This is a genomic window from Hydrogenophaga sp. IBVHS1 (assembly GCF_002127265.1).
In the GTDB taxonomy this organism is placed as follows: domain Bacteria; phylum Pseudomonadota; class Gammaproteobacteria; order Burkholderiales; family Burkholderiaceae_C; genus Hydrogenophaga.
The window spans coordinates 2,172,033-2,190,275 of record NZ_NFUU01000001.1; the positions used below are offsets into that span (position 1 = coordinate 2,172,033).

13 protein-coding genes are annotated in these 18,243 nt (G+C 66.5%); 4 read left to right on the forward strand and 9 right to left on the reverse strand.

Annotated features, from left to right (window positions below; all coding sequences use genetic code 11):
• The first annotated feature begins 2 nt into the window (after positions 1-2).
• Positions 3-5,630: a CHAT domain-containing protein gene (locus tag CAP37_RS10375; protein ID WP_086124088.1), complete on the forward strand. Its 5,628-nt coding sequence runs from the start codon at positions 3-5 to the stop codon at positions 5,628-5,630.
• A complete protein-coding gene (locus tag CAP37_RS10380; RefSeq protein ID WP_179190183.1) occupies positions 5,627-6,649 on the forward strand; it encodes a toll/interleukin-1 receptor domain-containing protein in 1,023 nt (340 codons plus the stop codon). Before CAP37_RS10375 ends, CAP37_RS10380 begins: the two co-directional genes overlap by 4 nt.
• On the opposite strand, the gene ahpF is transcribed toward CAP37_RS10380, so the two are convergent.
• From ahpF to CAP37_RS21715, 3 genes are all read right to left on the reverse strand, one after another.
• Positions 6,650-8,239 carry an alkyl hydroperoxide reductase subunit F gene (gene ahpF / locus CAP37_RS10385; protein WP_086124090.1) on the reverse strand — a complete coding sequence of 530 codons (1,590 nt, stop codon included), beginning with the start codon at positions 8,237-8,239 and terminating at the stop codon, positions 6,650-6,652. It lies immediately after the preceding gene.
• Between the two features lie 101 nt (positions 8,240-8,340).
• On the reverse strand, positions 8,341-8,904 hold the full coding sequence (gene ahpC / locus CAP37_RS10390) for an alkyl hydroperoxide reductase subunit C (protein WP_086124091.1): 564 nt from the start codon (positions 8,902-8,904) through the stop codon (positions 8,341-8,343).
• 77 nt (positions 8,905-8,981) lie between these two features.
• Positions 8,982-9,203 carry a hypothetical protein gene (locus CAP37_RS21715; protein WP_179190184.1) on the reverse strand — a complete coding sequence of 74 codons (222 nt, stop codon included), beginning with the start codon at positions 9,201-9,203 and terminating at the stop codon, positions 8,982-8,984.
• Between CAP37_RS21715 and CAP37_RS10395 the strand changes: the two genes are divergently transcribed.
• Positions 9,202-11,382 carry a TonB-dependent siderophore receptor gene (locus CAP37_RS10395; RefSeq protein ID WP_086124092.1) on the forward strand — a complete coding sequence of 727 codons (2,181 nt, stop codon included), beginning with the start codon at positions 9,202-9,204 and terminating at the stop codon, positions 11,380-11,382. The genes CAP37_RS21715 and CAP37_RS10395 overlap by 2 nt on opposite strands.
• A gap of 83 nt (positions 11,383-11,465) precedes the next feature.
• A complete protein-coding gene (locus CAP37_RS10400) occupies positions 11,466-12,146 on the forward strand; it encodes a Fe2+-dependent dioxygenase (RefSeq protein WP_086124093.1) in 681 nt (226 codons plus the stop codon).
• Positions 12,147-12,158: 12 nt separating this feature from the next.
• Here CAP37_RS10400 and CAP37_RS10405 read toward each other — a convergent pair whose 3' ends face one another.
• The 6 genes from CAP37_RS10405 to CAP37_RS10430 all read right to left on the reverse strand — a co-directional run bounded on the left by CAP37_RS10405 (position 12,159) and on the right by CAP37_RS10430 (position 18,240).
• Complete coding sequence (locus CAP37_RS10405) at positions 12,159-13,562, reverse strand: sulfite reductase subunit alpha (protein ID WP_086124094.1); 1,404 nt, start codon at positions 13,560-13,562, stop codon at positions 12,159-12,161.
• On the reverse strand, positions 13,559-14,578 hold the full coding sequence (locus CAP37_RS10410; protein WP_086124095.1) for an FAD:protein FMN transferase: 1,020 nt from the start codon (positions 14,576-14,578) through the stop codon (positions 13,559-13,561). The genes CAP37_RS10405 and CAP37_RS10410 overlap by 4 nt, the downstream gene beginning before the upstream one ends.
• The gene (locus CAP37_RS10415) at positions 14,578-15,486 is read right to left on the reverse strand and encodes a DUF4198 domain-containing protein (RefSeq protein WP_086124096.1); all 909 of its coding nucleotides are present in this window, start codon (positions 15,484-15,486) and stop codon (positions 14,578-14,580) included. The genes CAP37_RS10410 and CAP37_RS10415 overlap by 1 nt, the downstream gene beginning before the upstream one ends.
• Before the next feature lie 18 nt (positions 15,487-15,504).
• A complete protein-coding gene (locus tag CAP37_RS10420) occupies positions 15,505-16,017 on the reverse strand; it encodes a DUF2271 domain-containing protein (protein WP_086124097.1) in 513 nt (170 codons plus the stop codon).
• A 22-nt stretch (positions 16,018-16,039) separates the two neighbouring features.
• On the reverse strand, positions 16,040-16,678 hold the full coding sequence (locus CAP37_RS10425; protein ID WP_086124098.1) for a PepSY-associated TM helix domain-containing protein: 639 nt from the start codon (positions 16,676-16,678) through the stop codon (positions 16,040-16,042).
• A 155-nt stretch (positions 16,679-16,833) separates the two neighbouring features.
• On the reverse strand, positions 16,834-18,240 hold the full coding sequence (locus tag CAP37_RS10430; protein WP_256926927.1) for an efflux transporter outer membrane subunit: 1,407 nt from the start codon (positions 18,238-18,240) through the stop codon (positions 16,834-16,836).
• Between the last annotated feature and the right edge of the window lie 3 nt (positions 18,241-18,243).

Sequence of the window (18,243 nt, forward strand, 5' to 3'; positions counted from 1 at the left end):
CCATGAGCACCACGAACTCGCCCACGGTCATTACGTTCGTGGTGCGCGGCCAGCCGCTGCCGCCCGAAAGCGCCACGCGTGGCGGCGCCCTCGCCTCCTCGACCCTGGGGACCCGGGGCACGGTGCTGCAGCGGGTGCAGGTGGGCGCGCGCCGTGGCGCGAGCGACGAGGTGCGGGTGGGCGCACGCCCCGGGCAGGACGTGGTGGTGCTTCACATCAGCAATGGCCCCTCATTGATGCTGCACCCGGAAACAGCGCGCGACCTGATGCTGGCGCAGTCGGGACTGACGCGGGGCGCCGTGGCGAACCGCCGGCGCGGCAAGGGCGGTGGTGCAGCTGAAGACAAACCCACCGAAGTGAGCGTGCCAGCCCAGCTGGCGTGGCAAGGGCTGGAACAAGCCGGCGCGGTGCGCGGCGCCACACGCGGGCGCATGGGCGAGGTGCTGCTCTCGGCCGTGGAAGTGGTCACGGGTCTGCTCAAGGAACCGGCGGCGCGCCTCACAGCCGCGAAGATCGCCGCGCGCATGGACGCGCAGGTGGACGCTGGTGTGTACGCCCTGCGAGCCGATGCCTTCCCCGCCCCGCTCAAGGGCAGCCCCAGGCTGGCCCGCATTCCTGCGCCCACGCCAGCGGGTGCGCCGCTGCTGGTGCTGCTGCACGGCACGTTCTCCGAAACCAAAGGCACATTCGGCAAACTGTGGGAGCAGCACCCGCAAAAGGTGGCCGAGCTGTTTGCGCACTATGGCGGCCGCGTCTATGCGCTGGACCACCCCACACTCGGCGCCAGCCCGATCGACAACGCGCTGATGCTGGCTCAGGCGCTGCCGCGCGGCGCCCGCGTTCACCTGCTCACGCATTCGCGCGGTGGGCTGGTGGCCGAGGTGCTGGCGCGCGTGTGCGCCAGCCCCGATCTCGCCGAAGCGGCGCTCGCGCCCTTCAAGGGCGCGGCCCACCGCGAACAACTGAAGGCCTTGCGCGAACTCGCGGCCGTGCTCAAGGGGCGTGACGTGCGGGTGGAACGCGTGGTGCGCGTGGCCTGTCCGGCGCGCGGCACGCTGCTGGCCTCGAAACGGCTCGATGCCTATGTGTCGGTGCTCAAGTGGTCACTGGAACTGGCCGCCATTCCCGTGGCGCCGCTCTTGCTCGACTTTCTGGGCGAGGTGGCGAGCCAGCGCACCGACCCCACGCTGCTGCCCGGCCTGGAAGCCATGACGCCCGAGAGCCCACTGGTGCAGTGGCTGCATGGCAGCGAAGGCGCAGACAACGCCCCGCTGCCAGGGCAGTTGCGCGTGGTGGCCGGCGACATCGAAGGCGATTCGATCATGTCGTGGGTGAAGACCTTGCTGGCCGATGCCTTCTACTGGACGGACAACGACCTCGTGGTGCAGACGCGCTCCATGTACGGCGGCCGCCCACGTGCGCCCGCGGGCGAATCGGCAGCGGCCACTTTCGTGCTCGAGCGCGGTGGCAAGGTCACGCACTTCAGCTACTTCAGCAACCCACGCACGGCAGAAGCCATCTGCCAGGGGTTGCTTCTGGACGAGCCACCAGGTTTTCGTGCCATCGGCCCCATGTCGTGGGCGGGCGACAGCGGCGACGGATTGCGCGGCGTACCGCGCACCACCCGGGCATCGAGCGGCGACAAACCCGCGCTCATCCTGCTGCCGGGCATTCTGGGCAGCCATCTCGCGGTCGACGGCGAACGCGTCTGGCTGAGCCTGCGCATCCTCGGCGGGCTGGGCCGGCTGGCCTACCGCGACGGTCAGAGCAATGTGCGGGCCGACGGCGCCATTGGCAGCGTGTACGACGACCTGGCCGCGTTCCTCGCACAGACGCACGAGGTGACGGTGTTTTCGTTCGACTGGCGCCGCCCCATCGAGGAAGAAGCGGTGCGGCTGGCCGAAGCGATCAATCAAGCCGTGAGCGCGCGTGCCACCAGCCGCCAGCCAGTGCGCCTGCTCGCCCATTCCATGGGGGGCCTGGTGGCGCGCACGGTTCAGCTGGAGCGCCCGGCGATCTGGCAACGCTGGCTGGAGCATCCTGAAGCCCGACTGCTGATGCTGGGCACGCCCAATGGCGGTTCGTTTGCGCCCATGCAGGTGCTCTCGGGCGACGACAACATGGGCAATGCGCTGGCCGGCTTTGGCCTGCCGTTTCAGGACCACAAGGCACGCACGCTGATGGCGGCCATGCCGGGATTTCTGCAACTGCAGGCGGGGCTCGACGACGCGTCGCTGGGCCTTGCACAAAGCGCTCGCTGGCAAGCACTGGCCGACCAGGACATGGAGACGCTGCGCCAGGCCAACTGGTGGCACGACGCGGAAAACCAGCGCGCGGTCTACCAGTGGGGCGTGCCGTCGCAGGGCGTGCTCGACCGGGCGGTGGCCCTGCGCGAACGGCTGGACCGCCAGCGCCGTGAAGCCCTCGCCACGTTCAAGGACCGGGTGGTGATGGTGGTGGGCCACGCACGGTTCACGCCGGCGGGCTTCGAGGTGAGCGAGCGCGAGGGCCTGGTGTACCTGGACCGGCCCGAGGGCGGCGACGGCCGCGTCACGCTGAACAGTGCACTTCTGCCCGGCGTGCGCGCCTGGCGGGTGGAAGCTTCGCACGGGGATCTGCCCGACGTGCAGGACGCCTTTGAGGCGTATCTGGAACTGCTGGAGACAGGCCAGACCACGCGCCTGAACGAGCTGAGCCCACCCCGTGCTGCGCGCGGCAACACGGCGGAAGCCGCTGCGCTGCCGCTGGTGCGCAGCCGGCCCTCACGCCAGCGCGGCGCGGCGCCGGCGCCATTGATCGAACCCTTTGAACTGTTTGACACGGCCGACAGCGGGCCGGTGAGAAGCGCTCCCCGGCAGTCGGTGTTGCGCGTGAGCGTGCACAACGGTAACCTGAAATTCATCAGCCAGACGCTGATGGTGGGCCACTACGTCGCCTCCAGACTGACCGGCACCGAGGGCGTGGTGGACCGGTTCATTGGCGGGGCCATGTCGGCCTCGCTGGGTGCGGGCCTCTATCCCGAGTCACCGGGCGCGCACCAGATTTTTGTGAACCACCAGCAGGACCCGGACAACCCACTCGCCCTGCCCCGTCCCCCGCATGTGGTGGTGGCGGGATTGGGCGAAGAAGGCAAGCTGCGCAGCACCTCGCTCACCAGCACCGTGCGGCAAGCCACGCTCGCCTGGGCGCAGCGCGTGGCCGAATCGGCCGGTGGCAGTGCTTCGCATTTTGAGCTGGCGGCCACCTTGATCGGCAGTGGTGGCAGCGGCATCACCGTGTTCGCCTCGGCGCAAGCGGTGGCCCAGGGCGTGCGTGAAGCCAACGAAAAACTCGCCCAGGGCGGCTGGCCCCAGGTGAGCCACCTGCGGCTGGTGGAGCTGTATCTGGACCGCGCCACCGAGGCCTGGAGTGCGCTGCGCCTGCTCGCGTCGTCTGCTTCAGAACACTTCGAGGTGGAGGAACGCGTGCACGCCATCGCAGGTGCACTGCGCCGCCCACTGGACAACGGCTACCGCGGTGCCGCCTACGATTTCATCAGCGCCATTGCCGAGAAGGACGAGACCGGCGAGACCCACATCCTCTACACGCTCGACACTCAGCGCGCTCGCGCCGACGTGCGTGCGCAAGGCACGCAGGCGCAACTGGTGGGCGAGCTGGTCAAGCGCGCCTCCAACGACGCCCACACGGGCAGCGACATCGGACGCACGCTGTTCCAGCTGCTTGTGCCGGTGGAGATGGAAGCCAGCCTGGGCGGCACCAGCGAACTGCTGCTTGAACTCAACGACGGCACTGCCGCCATTCCGTGGGAGATGCTGGACGCGCCCGACGATGGGCGCAGCAAGCAACGCGCGCCCTGGGCCATCCGCAACAAACTGCTGCGCCGGCTGCGCACCGCCGAGTTCCGCACCCAGATCAGCGATGCGCGGCCCGAAGATGCGGTGCTGGTGATCGGCGAGCCCTTGTGCAATGCGACGGACGCCAACGGCCAGCCGTTGTATCCGCGCCTGCCCGGTGCGCGTCTGGAGGCCGAGCGCGTGAGCGAGGTGCTGGGGCGCGAGCTCGGTGAACAGCACGTGAATGCGCTGATTGCCACGGAAGATGGCCCAGGTCCCGACGCGGTGACCGTGACCACTGCCTTGCTGGCGCGGCGCTACCGCATCGTGCACATCGCCGGCCACGGCGAGCCCGAGCTGGATCGGGGCCCCAACCTTCCGCCGCTGCTGCGCGGTGTGGTGCTGTGCGACGGCACCTTTCTGGGCCCGCGAGAGGTGGAGGCCATGCGCGTGGTGCCCGAGCTGGTGTTTCTCAACTGCTGTCACCTGGCGGCCGACCCGAAGCACTTGATGCAATCCGGCTACGACCGCGCCCGCTTCGCTGCCGGTGTCGCCAAGCAGCTCATCCGCATTGGTGTGCGGTGCGTGATTGCGGCGGGCTGGGCGGTAGAGGATGAACCGGCTTACCAGTTCGCCACCGCGTTCTACCGCGATCTTCTGGCCGGCCACCGCTTCATGGACGCGGTGCAGGCCGGCCGGGTGGCGGCCTACACCGCCAACCCGCGCGGCAACACCTGGGCTGCCTACCAGTGTTACGGCGACCCGGACTGGGTGCTGCGCCCGGCACCCGACAACGAGCAACGGGTGCTGGACCTGACGAAAACCTACAGCGGCCTCGCCACGCCGGTGGCGCTCACCCTCGCACTGGAAACCCTGGCGGTGCAAAGCCACACGCAGGGTGCCGCTTCGGAAACGCAGCGAACGCACATCCGCCACCTGGAAACGCGATTTGCCGAAGCCTGGGGCGGCATGGGCGCGGTCGCAGAGGCATTTGGCGTGGCCTGGGCGGCCGCCAACGACATCGATCAGGCGCTGCCCTGGCTGCAACGCGCGGTGTCGGCCAACGATGGCAGCGCCGGGGTGAAGGCCGCTGAACAACTGGCCAACCTCACCGTGCGGCGCGCGTGGGAGCGCCTTCGCGTGGCACGGCAGACCGGCAAATCCTTGCCCGCTCTGATCAAGCAGGGGCGCGAGGACATGCAAGGCGCCCTGCGCATGCTCGACGCCCTGCTGCGAATGGCGCCCACGCTGGAACGCGAGAGCCTGATGGGATCGGCCTGGAAACGCCTGGCACAGCTTGAAGGCCTGGCGAATCAAACGGCCGCGCGGCAGAAGGCGCTGGCGCAAATGGTCGAGCACTACACGCGCGCTGAAACGCTGGCCTTGCAGACCGGACAGCTCGAGGTTTTCTACCCGAGCCTGAACCTGCTGGCGGCCGACCTGCTGCTGCACGCGCGTGACCGGCGATGGAAAGGCTTCGATGCCGAACGCACTCGGCGCGTGCGCCAGAGCCTGGAGCGCAAGCGGCGCGAAGACCCGGACTTCTGGAGCGTGGTGGGCCTGCCCGAACTCGGCCTCTACGAAGCACTCGCCACACAGACGCTGGACTCCAGGCTGCCCGGCATTCTTCAGGTGCTCACCGAGTTGCAAGGCCGGATCGGCACCGAGCTGCTCTGGGCTTCGCTGGCGGACCAGCTGGGCTTTGTGCTCGATCACCTGCACGCAGCCGACGCTCGCGAGGCGCGCGCAGGCACCCAGTTGCTCGCGAAGTTGCGCACCTGGGCGGGCGCGGCGTGAACCGCATCTTCATCAGCTACCGCGCGTCCGACGGCAAGAAGGACGCCGACCGGCTGTGTGCCGACCTCAGCCGGCTCTATGGCGCCGACCAGGTGTTCTTCGACAAGCAGGACCTGCGCGGCGGTCTGTCGTGGCGCACGGCCATCATGGCCGCGCTGGGCACGCAGCCCGTGGTGCTGCTGCTGATCACGCCCGATCTGCTGGGCATGAAGCACCCGGATGGCGGCCGCCGCATCGACCATGAAGACGATCCGATCCGCGGTGAGCTGCTCACTGCGCAGAAGCACGGCGCCCTGATCGTGCCCCTGCTCACCGAAGGCATGCCGATGCCGGCAGCCGCCGAGCTGCCGGAGGCGCTTCGGTTCCTGCGCGAGTCGCATGCGCTGAAGTTGCGCACCGAGGACTGGAGCACCGACCTCGACAAACTGGTGGTCGATCTGCGCGCGCACGGCATCGCGCCTTTGAAGGCTCCCGAACCAGATCCTCGCCCGCCCCGCCGGACGCTGGCGCAGCGCGTGCAGCGCGGCCTGACGTGGGTGGGCGGGATCGTTGTGGCGCTGGTGGTGCTGGGCTTGCTGCTGCCGGAAGACGAAGACACCGACGCCGCTTCTGCCGTGCAGGCGCCCGTGGCCGACATCTCGGGGATCTGGTGGTCCATCGACGGCGCGAACCGGCCACTGCGCGTGCAGCTCGCGGTGAATGGCAGCGCCGTGCAGTTGCAGACCGATGCCTTTCCGGTCGACTGGTACCCCGCATGGCAGGGCTATGCGCAGAGCGTGCTTGCCCAGGGACTGGTGGTGAAAGACGTTCGCTACGTTGGCCAGGGCATGCTCACCGACGTGATGGGCCTGCCCCGCATCGAACTGCCGTACCAGGCCTACACCGGCGACGGCCGGGGACCGCTGACCACAGGCAGCGTGGTGCTGCAGGCCCGTGCGGACGGCAAGGAACTCACCGGCGAACTCTGGAGCAACGGCGAGCAGGCCGCCACGCCGTTGCGCCTGGTGCGCAGCCCCTGATCAGGCCGCGACCGCCTCGGCCACTTCGCTCACCACCGGCTGGCGAATCAGGTAGTCGAAGGCGCTGAGGGCGGCCTTCGAACCGTCACCAGCGGCGATCACGATCTGCTTGTAGGGCACGGTGGTGCAGTCGCCTGCGGCGAACACGCCCGGCAGGTTGGTGTGGCCTTTGGCGTCGATCTCGATCTCGCCAAAACGGCTGAGCTCGACCGTGCCCTTGAGCCACTCGGTGTTGGGCACGAGACCGATCTGCACGAACACGCCTTCGAGTTCCACGTGGCGCACTTCGCCACTCACTCGGTCCTTGTAAGACAAGCCATTCACCTTGCCGCCGGCACCCGTGATTTCGGTGGTCTGCGCGCTCACATGAATGCTCACGTTGCGCAGGCTCTTGAGCTTGCTCACCAGCACCGCGTCGGCCTTCAGCGCATCGGCGAACTCGACCAGCGTGACATGCTGAACAATGCCCGCGAGGTCAATGGCCGCTTCCACGCCGGAGTTGCCTCCGCCGATCACCGCCACGCGCTTGCCCTTGTAGAGCGGACCGTCGCAGTGCGGGCAATAGGCGACGCCCTTGTTGCGGTACTCGGCTTCGCCGGGCACATTCACATTGCGCCAGCGAGCACCGGTGGAAAGAATCACACTGCGCGCCTTGAGCGTCGCGCCGTTGGCCATCTGCACCTGCACCAGACCACCCGGCTCGGTGGCAGGAATCAGCTTGTCGGCACGCTGCAGGTTCATGATGTCCACGTCGTAGTGGCGCACCTGGGCTTCCAGCGCGGCGGCGAATTTCGGTCCATCGGTTTCGAGCACGCTGATGTAGTTCTCGATTGCCATGGTGTCGTTCACCTGCCCACCAAAACGCTCGGCCGCCACGCCCACGCGAATGCCCTTGCGCGCGGCATACACCGCTGCCGCCGCACCGGCCGGGCCACCGCCGACGATGAGCACATCAAAAGCTTCCCTGGCGCTGAGTTTTTCCGCTTCGCGCGCGTCGGCGTTCACGTCGAGTTTGGCCACGATCTCTTCCAGCGTCATGCGGCCGGAGCCGAACACCTCACCATTGAGAAAGACCATGGGCACGGCCATCACCTGGCGTTCATTGACCTCGTCCTGGAAGTGGACGCCATCGATCACCACGGTTTGCACGCCGGGGTTGCGAATCGCCATGAGCGAGAGCGCCTGCACCACATCCGGGCAGTTGTGGCACGACAGGCTCATGTAGACCTCGAACTTGAAGTCGCCGCGCAGCGCATCGATGGCTTCCAGCGTGGCCGCTTCCACCTTGGGTGGATGACCCCCCGTCCACAGCAGCGCCAGCACGAGCGAAGTGAACTCGTGACCGAGCGGGATGGCGGCGAAGCGCACACCCGTCGTCTCGCCTTCGCGGGCGATCAGGAAGGAAGGCTTGCGCGCGTCGGTGCCGCTTTCGTCGAAAGACACCTTGTCCGACAGACTCGCGATGTCCTGCAGCAGAGCCCGCAACTCGGTCGCGGCATCACTGCCGTCGAGCGATGCGATCAGGCGAATGGGCCGCTGGAGCTTTTCCAGGTAGGCCTGGAGTTGTGACTTCATGGTGGTGTCGAGCATGGGAATCTCCTTGAATGGTCTGGGGCTTCAATGCCGCCGGTGAATGGGTTGTGGTCCGCAAGGGACCACAACCCATCGGGCTGCGGTACTGAGTGGAAAGATCAGATCTTGCCGACCAGATCCAGCGAAGGAGCAATGGTCTTCGCGCCTTCCTGCCACTTGGCGGGGCACACCTGGCCGGGGTTGTTGGCCACGAATTGCGCTGCCTTCAGCTTGCGCAGCGTTTCCTTCACGTCGCGGGCAATCGCGTTGTCGTGGATTTCAGCGGTCTTGATCACGCCTTCGGGGTTGACGATGAAGGTGCCGCGCAGGGCAAGGCCTTCTTCTTCGATGTGCACGTCAAAGGCGCGGGTCAGCTGGTGCGTGGGGTCACCGATCAGCGGGAACTTGGCCTTGCCCACGGCGGGCGAGGTCTCGTGCCACACCTTGTGCGAGAAGTGCGTGTCGGTGGTGACGATGTAGACCTCGGCGCCTGCCTTCTGGAACTCGGCGTAGTTGTCGGCTGCGTCTTCCACTTCGGTCGGGCAGTTGAAGGTGAAGGCAGCGGGCATGAAGATCAGCACGGACCACTCGCCGCGCAGGCTGGCGTCGGACACGGGAACAAACTTGCCATTGTGGAAAGCGGTGGCGGCGAAAGGTTTGACGGTGGTATTGATCAGGGACATGGAGTTTCCTTGGTGAAGTTGGAGGAAGTGAAAAAGCAGACGCCTTGTAGAGGCGATGGATGAACTATAGCTGAATACTATCGACACGGCGAATTGATAGCTTCTATGAACGTCATAGCTTTTGTTGCTCTGCAGCACAACAAATTGGAACAAATGTGAATAGGAATGATTTTTATTTGAGATAATAACGGCTGAAGCCAGCCGAATCCTTCCGAACTGACGTGTTCTTGCACCTTGCCGGTGCGATGTGGAAGCCAGCCAGCCAACACCTCATCGCAACCCGCAAGGACTTCTTTCATGGCACACATCCACCGACGCAAGCACACCAAATCCGCACACCTCCTCGCCCTGCTCGCCGCCTCCGTTCCAGCCGCCGGCATGGCACAGCCACAGGCCCCCACGCTGCCCACCGTGACGGTGAAGGAATCGCCCGAGGTGCCTTACAAGGCCGACAAATCGGCCAACGAGAAAATCACCCAGCCGCTGCTGGACACGCCCAAGACCATCCAGATCATCAAGAAGGAAACGCTCGAGGAGCAAGGTGCCATCACGCTGATGGAAGCCCTGCGCAACACGCCCGGCATCACCATGCAGATGGGCGAAAACGGCAACACCTCTGCGGGCGACACCTTCCAGCTTCGCGGCTTCTCGCTGCAACAATCGACCTTCGTCGACGGCATCCGGGACCTCGGCGCCGTCACCCGTGACACCTTCAACCTCGAGCAGGTCGAGATCATCAAAGGCCCGGCCGGTGCGGAAACCGGCCGAGGCGCTGCCACCGGCTCCCTCAACCTCATCTCCAAGCAAGCCCACCTGGGGGACGAAACGAGCGTCTCCGGCACCCTGGGCACCGCCAGCCGCAAGCGCGCCACCCTGGACCTGAACCGCCAGACCAGCGACACCTCGGCTTTCCGCCTCAACGCCATGGTGCAGGACAGCGGCGTGGATGGCCGCAACTTCGTCGACAACAGCGGCGGTGGCCTGGGCCTGTCGTACGTTGCCGGCCTGGGCACGCCGACCCGTGTGCATCTGTACTCGCAGCACATCCGGCAGAACAACACGCCCGATGGCGGCATTCCCTCGATCGGCTTCCCGGGCTTCTACAACGCAACACCGGCCGTCGCAGGTGCCGCCAAGGTCAACCGCGAAAACTTCTACGGCAGCCCGAACGACCACGAGAAGATCGATGCCGACATGTTCACCGTCAAGGTCGAGCACGACATCGGACCGGGCCTGACCGTGCGCAACGTGACCCGCTACGGCAAGAACAAGATGGACCGCGTGCTCACCGGCATCAACGCGATCACCGCCGCGAACCCGGCAGATCCCTCCAGCTGGACCATCAGCCGCTCGCGCCAGAACGTGGACCAGGAAAACTCCATCTTCGCCAACCAGACCAGCCTGAACAGCGAGTTCTCCACCGGCAGCATCAAGCACTCACTGGCCGCTGGTCTGGAGCTGATGAACGAGCGCCAGACGACCTACACGCACGCCAGCACCGGCACCACCAGCGCGGCCAACCTGTACAACCCGAACCCGAACGATCCCATGGCCACCTTCGGCCCGCGCACCGGTGCGCAATCGGGCGGCTCCACCAGCACGGTCGGCCTCTATGTGTTCAACAACGCCCAGCTCACCGAGCGGTTTTCGATCAATGGCGGCCTGCGGCTGGACAACTATTCGGTGAGCACGCGAACGCCCACCGTGAGCGCCGACGACACGGACACACTCACGAGCTGGAACCTGGGTGGCGTGTACAAGCCGGCTGAAAACGGCAGCATCTACGTGTCATACGCCACCTCGGCCACGCCACCCGGTGGCAACAACTTCCAGTTGAGCGCTGCCGCCGGGAACATCAACAACTCGGCGCTGGATCCGCAGGAAACCGAGTCGGTGGAACTGGGTACCAAATGGGAACTGCTGAACAAGCGGCTGAACGTGGCGGCGGCGCTCTTCCGCACCGACAACGACAAGCAGACCACGTATGACGCGATCAGCGGCACGACGCAGCAGTTTGGCAAGACCCGCGTGCAAGGCATCGAATTGTCGGCCGTGGGCCAGATCACCAACTTCTGGCAGATCACCGCTGGCCTGGCCAAGACGAGCACCAAAGCGATCAACCAGCAAACCGCCACCGCGGTCACCGATGGCGTGCGCTGGTCGCCTGACCTGACCGCCACCCTTTGGACCTCCTACCAGCTGGACAAACTGACCTTGGGCCTGGGCACGCGTTACGTCTCGGAGCAAAAGCGGGTGATCAATGGTGCCAATCCTGCGACGCAGAACGTGCCCAACATCCCCTCCTTCTGGGTAGCGGATGCCATGGCGACCTACCAGGTCAACCCCAAGCTGAGCTTTCGACTGAACGTCTACAACCTGTTCGACAAAGAGTACCTCTCGGTGTTGAACAACGGCGGTTCGCGTCTGGCGCTGGGCGCGCCGCGCTCGGCTGCCGTCACGGCCAACTACAAGTTCTGATGCACTGATTTCGCTCTTCAGAACGTGACCAACGAGAGGCCCGCTCACCCGCGGGCCTCTTCCCGTTTCAGGAACCCAGGCCCATGCTGCTGCACATTCCCCAGGTACTGACCGCCGTCGAGGTCGCTGATATCCGCCAGGCCCTGGAGCTCGAGGGCTGGGTGGACGGTCTGCAGACCAGCGGGCCGCAGGCTTCAAACTTGAAGCGCAACCTGCAGCTGGACCCGAATTCCCCAGCATTTCCCGCACTTTCGCAACGCATCGCCGATGCGCTCAATCGCCATCCGATGTTCCTGTCGGCAGTGCTGCCGAAGACCATGCTGCCCCCCATGTTCAACCGCTACGAAGGTGGCGGGCAATATGGCAACCACATCGACAACACGATCCAGACCAGCCGTTTCAGCGGCCAGAAAGTGCGCACCGATGTGTCGACCACCGTGTTTCTGAGCGCACCCGAAGAATACGAAGGTGGCGAACTCATCGCCGAAGACAGTTTCGGCACGCACGAGATCAAGCTGGATGCGGGCGATGCCATCGTCTACCCGTCCACCAGCCTGCACCGCGTGGAGCCGGTCACGCGCGGCGCGCGCGTGGCGTCTTTCCTCTGGACGCAGAGTCTGGTGCGCGACGCGTGGCGCCGCTCGATGCTGTTCGATCTGGATATGACGATCCTCAAGCTGCGCCACCAACTGGGCGACACCGCAGAGGTCGTCGCGCTAACGGGCCACTACCACAAGCTCCTGCAGCAATGGGCAGAGGTTTGATCTGATGGCGCGTCAGTACACGTCGCGCCGGTAGCGGCCGTCAGCGGCTAGCTGCTGCAACGCTTCTTCGCCCAGGATGCGCTGCAGCGCGTCGTTCACCTCGCCCGCCATGCCCTCGAGGCTGCCGCACACGTAGATGGCAGCGCCCTGCTCCACCCACTCACGCACCTCGCCAGCTGACTCTGCCAGCGCATGCTGCACGTAGCGGCGCTCTTCCTGATCGCGCGAGAAAACCCAGTCCGCCCTGAGCCAACCCTGCCGAACCCAGGTATCGATCTCATCGCGATGGTGTGCGTCGCAATGGGCGTTGCGCTCGCCGAACAGCAGCCACATGGGTGCCACGCTTTCGGGGCGTTCGGCACCGCTGCCCAGCATTCCCGCAGCGGCCAGTCGGCCGCGCATGTGCCCGCGCAGCCCCGCCAGTCCCGTGCCATTGCCGATGAGGATCAGGGGGCGATGGGCGTTGTCGCCCATGCGGAAGCCGCTGTGTTCACGCACGCGCAGCATGACCGAGGCACCCAGGTCTGCCTGCTTCGTAAGCCAGCCCGAGGCCACGCCCAGGCTGCCGTCGGTGCGCCGGCTCTGGCGCACCAGCAGGTGCAAGGCGCCGTCTTGCGGTACCGACGCAATCGAATAATCGCGAGGCTCGCCTGGCGCGGTGGGCACCTCGATCTGCACCAGGTCGCCGGCCTGCCAATCCGGCAGTGGCTGAAGCGCATCGGGCACCAGCACCAGGTGCCATACCGCCTCACCCGCGCTGCCGGGGTTGAGGTGCTCACGCGCCTGAAGCCGCCAGGGTTGCAGGGAAGGCGCCTCCCAGTCGGGCAGGTCGTTGGTGCCGGCCAGATGGGCGAGGTGCTGGCGCCAGCGCTGCAGGGCATTGGGGTCGCTCTTGTCGACATCGATGCGCTCGAACAGCGGCTGCGCACCATTGGCCATGAGCCAATGGTCCAGCGCGCGGCCGAATCCGCAGTAGTTCGCGTAGGTCTGATCGCCCAGCGCCAGCAGACCCACATGCAGGTGCGAGAGGTTCACCGCCGCACTCGCCATCACCTGGCGCGCGAACGGCACCGCGCTGTCGGGCGGATCGCCTTCGCCATAGGTGCTGGCAATGCACAGCAGGCGATCGGCGTGCTGCAGATCGGCCATGCGGATCTGGCTGAGTGGCGCCAGGCGCACCGGCACACCAGCGGTGTGCAGCGCCTGCGCGGTCTGAAGCGCGAGCTGCTCGGCCTGTCCGGTCTGGCTGGCGTAGGCCACCCACCATGCCGGTGCGCCGGGCGTTGCCGGCAGCAGTGCGTCCACCCGGCGCTGGGCCTCGCGCTGGCGCTGGCGGTAGCGCCATGCGATGGTGCCGCACATCAGCATGTAGGCCAGCACCGTCACCAGGGCTTGAACGATCTGCTCTCTCGTCATTCCGCAAACGCTTCCATGGCCGGTGTCAGCGTCTCACGCAGGCTTCCATCTGGTTCGCGCTGCACGAACAGCGCGGCGATGCGGTGCTCCATCGCCAGCGCCATGCCCTGCTCCTGTCCCAGCACGGTGAGCGCCGTGGACCAGGCGTCTGCCCACAGGCACTCCTGGTGCAGCACGCTCACCGAAGCGAGGCCATGACCCACGGGGCGACCCTGTCGTGGATCGATGGTGTGCGGCCAATGCGCGCCGTCTTGCGTGAAGGCACGCCGGTAGTCGCCAGAGGTGGCCACGCAAATCCCGTGCAGCGCCACGCGCGTGGGCAGCAGCGGGCGGGCGCCCTCCACGACCGGCGGCGACTCAAGCTCCACCCACCAGGGTTGCCCCCCCAGACCAAAGCCCTGGCCGCGCAGTTCACCACCCACCTCTACCAGAGTGTTCTGCAGGCCCATGTCGTTCAGCCGCCGCGATACACGGTCCACCGCATGGCCTTTGGCAATCGCTGAAAAATCCAGCCACACGCCGCCGGGTTGATGGGCCTCGCGACGGCCGGCGTCCCACTGCAATGCGCGCCAGTCGATGTGGGCCAGCGCGGTCTGCACAGCATCGTTGGTGGGCATCCTGAAGCTGGCATCGGTGTAGCGGGGACTGGGGCCGAAACCCCAGAGATTGACCAGCGCGCCCGCCGCCGGATTGAAGGCGCCACCGGAGGCATCGGCCATCCACAGCGCCGCCTCCAGCACCTCGGCGAAGGGCTCGGGCAATGAATGCCAGGTGCCTGCAGGCGCCCGGTTGAAGCGATCCAGATCGGAACCGGAAAGCCAGGTGCTCATTTGCGCCACCACCAGGTCCAGCTCGGCCTGAACGGCCCACCGTACAGACTCCAGAGAGCGGGCTTGCGACGTCGCACAGAGCACCCGCCAGGTGGTGCCCATGGTCTCGCCACTGAGGCTGTGCGTACGCCCACCCAGCAGGGGCGCTGCGCCCTCCAGCTGCAGCGGCACGAGCACGCGGTTCATCAGCGCGGCAGCACTTCCAGCGTGAGGCTGTAGCCGGAGCGGCGCACCGGCTCGGCCAGCGTGCCGGCCGGGCCCGTGGGCGCAGGGCGCGGTGCATCGGCCGCGGGCGCAGCGGCGGCGCCAGGGCCACCCGCTCCCGGGCCGCCCATGCCGGGTGCACGGGGCGGCGCGATGTTGACCCAGTACATGCCGGCAGCGGGCCACTTGACCTTGAGCTCGCCCTTGTCGTCGGTGGTGCTGCGAATCTCGCCCAGCTCGCTGCGGTAGCGCAGGCCGGCCAGAATCACCGTGGCCGCATAGCCAGCGGCGGGCTTGCCGTTGTCGAGGAAACGGAACGTGGCCGTGTCACCTTCCACGAGGTCGTTCGGGTGCGTCACCGGCACCAGCTCGATGCCACGACCCGTGGGTTTGAGGGCGTCGATGGTGGGCTTGCCCGAGGTCACGAAAGTTTCCACGCGGCCTTGCGACTGGCTCACGCGCAGGTCTTCCGCATTGGCCGGGATGTCCCTGGCCAGCGACTCGGCTGTGCCGCGCAGGCGCTTGGTCTCGGTGCCCACCTTGAAGCTGGCGGTCATGCCCTCGTTCACCAGCGCAATGCGGTAGGTGCCCGGCTTCTCAAGCTTCACGTCGAACACGCTGCGGTAGCGGCCCTTGGCCTGGTTCTCGGCCTGCACCGGCTGGCCGTCGGGGCCGATCACCACCAGGTTGTCCAGGCCGGCGGCGTTGTGCTCGTAATAGAAGATGTCGTTGGACACCGCCGCGTCCACCGACACCCAGGGCAGCTGACCCGAATAGATGGTGCCCGAGGGCAGCAGCCAGGAGCGGTGTGCATGCACGGCGCCAGGCAGGGCCAGCACGGCCGCAGCGGCCAGGGTGAGTACGCGTGCGCGAACGGAAGTGGTGTTCATGAAGGTCTCCAGTCGGGTTCAGGGTTTGACGGTGACGCTGATCGCGCCGAGCTCGTGTTCGCCACGGGCTTGTATGGTGGTGGCGGCCTTGGGTGGCCACACGAAGGGCACCTTCACCACCTCGCGGCCGCCCACCTCTCGCGCCGCTTCGAGCACGACGTTGTATTCACCCGGCGCCAGCTTGCCCAGCGCGGTCGTGTCTGCAAATTGCACGGCCTGCTCACCCGGCGCGCGGGTGGCACCGCTGATGCCGTCGACCGGCATCGCCAGCTCGCGACCGGTCTTGCGCCACCAGGCGCGCATGTCCTTGAGCCACTTCGTGCCCTCGTTGTTGCGCATCTTGATGTCGTACCAGACCGCGAGGTTGCCGGCGAAGCTCTGGTCGGCTTTCTCGATCCAGATCGCCACGTAGGGGCGGTGGTACTCCGCCACGGTCAGGCGCGGAATCTCGACTTTGAGCGCCATGTCGGCGGCCAGGGCTGGGAATGCAAACCCAGCCGCAGAAATGGCGGTGGCGTATCGGATCAACATGGGAACGCGGCTCCTTCAACGGTCAATGGATGAACAGGATCACGAGCAACAAGGGCGCCACCAGACCCATGCCCACCATGGGCCAGGTCGAAGGGCGGTTTGCCGCGTGGAACTTGAGGATGAACAGGCCAGTGATGCAGAACACCAGGCAGGCCACCGAAAAGATGTCGAGAAACCACTTCCAGGCCAGTCCGGTGTGGCGGCCTTTGTGCAGGTCGTTCAGGTAAGAAACCCAGCCCCGGTCGGTGCGCTCGTATTCCACGCTGCCCGATTCGCGCTCGATGCGCAGCCAGGCATCGCCGCCCGGCCGGGGCAGCGAGAGGTAAATTTCTTCAGGCGACCACTCGGCAGATGCGTCCGGCAACACCACGCCGAGCGCGGTGGCAAGCCACTGGTGAACTTCTGGCGGCAGCGCTGCGTTGTCGGGCTCGTCGTCCTTTGGCGCCAGCGCGCTCTGCAGTTCGGCCGGCAAGTGCACGACCTTCTGCTGCACCTGCGGCTCGGCACCAATGTCCGCCGCGTGGTTGAGCGTGATGCCCGTGAAGGCGAACAACAGCATGCCGATCAGACACAGGGCCGAACTGATCCAATGCCATTGGTGCAGGGTCTTGAGCCAGTAGGCGCGGTTGGACGCCGCTTGAGCGGCCGGAGGGTTCGTCACAGAAGTTGGGCAGGAGCGAAAACGGTTCGGAACTCAACAGACAAGGAGATCACCGACAGGGTGAGAAACGCCAGTGGTCATCAGTCTGCGAATTATAACGATTCTCATTTAGAGAAATCGCGAAACCCTCGCGAAATTTGCAGTTCCGAGGGGATTCAGGACAACGGAGGGGGTGGGCCGGACCAGTCGCCGCCCAGCGCCTTGTACAGATCGAGCGCAGCACTCAACCGAGCCAGATTCTGTGTGGCCAGCGCATCGAGCGCGGAAAAAAGCGTGCGCTGCGCGTCGAGCACCGAGAGCAGATCACCACTGCCCTCCCGGTACCGCAATTCGGCCAGTTGCAGCGAGCGGCGGGCCTGCGCCACCACCTCGCGTTGCAAAGCCTCCTGGCGCTCGCTGCGCTGAACGTTGTCCAGGCCGTCGTCGACTTCCTTCAGGGCGCTGCGGATGGCGTTGCCGTAGTTCTCGATCAGCACCACGCGCTGGGATTCCGTGGTGCTGATCGCCAGCCGCCGGCGCCCGCCGTCGAAGATCGCCTGCGCAAGCGACAGGCCGAGCGACACGCTGCGTGTGGGATCGGCCAGGCTCAACAGGGCTGAGGTGCCCAGACTGCCCGACGCGGACAGCGACACGCTGGGCAGCAAGGCGGCGCGGGCAGCCTCCACATTGGCATCGGCGGCGGCCAGCTGAGCTTCTGCGGCCGACAGGTCGGGCCTGCGCGTGAGCAGGGAAGACGGCAGGCCCGGCGCCACAGCGGGTACGCGCAAGGCACTGAATTCGCCAGCGGCGGGCGCATATCCCTGCGGCACGCGCCCCAGCAGCAAGGCCAGCGCCGATGCTGTCTGCCGCTGCTGCAACTCCAGCGGGATCAGCGCCGTGCGCTGGGACAGCACCGCCGTGCGCTGCTGCGAAACCTCCAGCGCCGTGGCCACGCCGTTGCGCTGGCGCGCCTCCACGATGCGGAGCACGCGCTCGGCGATGGCAAGGTTCTCCCGCGCAATGCGCAGGCGCTCGGCGGTGTTGAGCCACAGGAAGTAGTTGTTGGCCACGGCGGTGAGCAAGGTCAGGCGCGCCGTTTTCCAGTCTTCCTGGGTGGCGAGGAAGCTGGCTTCACCGGCGCGCACGCCGGCGGCAATGCGGCCCCACAGATCGACCTCGTAGCTGATGGACAAACCTGCGCTGGTGGATTCACGCGAGGTACCGGCCACCACAGGGCCTTCGCTGCGCCCCACGGAAGCGCCCAGGCTGCCGTTGACCGTGGGCAGGCGCGAAATGCCCGCCTGCTGCAGCGCGATGTCGGCCTGCCGCATGCGCTCGACCGCAATGCGCAGATCGGCACTGCCCGCCAGCGCTTCATCGAGCAGCCCTTCGAGCGAAGGTGAGCCGAAACCCTTCCACCACGCCGAGGTGATCTGCGGCGCGTCGGCCGGGGGCGCAGAATCAAAGGCCGCCGGCAGGTCGACCACGGGTGCACGGGCGGGCTCGGTGGTGGCACAGGCCTGCAAGGCCAGTGCAATGGCGAGCACCAGGGGTCGGGTCAATGGATACGAAAGTGGTTTCATCAC

Coding starts and splice junctions, on each gene's coding strand:
- CAP37_RS10375 (WP_086124088.1), top strand. CDS start 3: ATGAGCACCACGAACTCGCCCACGGTCATTACGTTCGTGGTGCGCGGC.
- ahpF (WP_086124090.1), bottom strand. CDS start 8,239: ATGCTCGACACCACCATGAAGTCACAACTCCAGGCCTACCTGGAAAAG.
- ahpC (WP_086124091.1), bottom strand. CDS start 8,904: ATGTCCCTGATCAATACCACCGTCAAACCTTTCGCCGCCACCGCTTTC.
- CAP37_RS10395 (WP_086124092.1), top strand. CDS start 9,202: ATGGCACACATCCACCGACGCAAGCACACCAAATCCGCACACCTCCTC.
- CAP37_RS21715 (WP_179190184.1), bottom strand. CDS start 9,203: ATGAAAGAAGTCCTTGCGGGTTGCGATGAGGTGTTGGCTGGCTGGCTT.
- CAP37_RS10400 (WP_086124093.1), top strand. CDS start 11,466: ATGCTGCTGCACATTCCCCAGGTACTGACCGCCGTCGAGGTCGCTGAT.
- CAP37_RS10405 (WP_086124094.1), bottom strand. CDS start 13,562: ATGACGAGAGAGCAGATCGTTCAAGCCCTGGTGACGGTGCTGGCCTAC.
- CAP37_RS10410 (WP_086124095.1), bottom strand. CDS start 14,578: ATGAACCGCGTGCTCGTGCCGCTGCAGCTGGAGGGCGCAGCGCCCCTG.
- CAP37_RS10415 (WP_086124096.1), bottom strand. CDS start 15,486: ATGAACACCACTTCCGTTCGCGCACGCGTACTCACCCTGGCCGCTGCG.
- CAP37_RS10420 (WP_086124097.1), bottom strand. CDS start 16,017: ATGTTGATCCGATACGCCACCGCCATTTCTGCGGCTGGGTTTGCATTC.
- CAP37_RS10430 (WP_256926927.1), bottom strand. CDS start 18,240: ATGAAACCACTTTCGTATCCATTGACCCGACCCCTGGTGCTCGCCATT.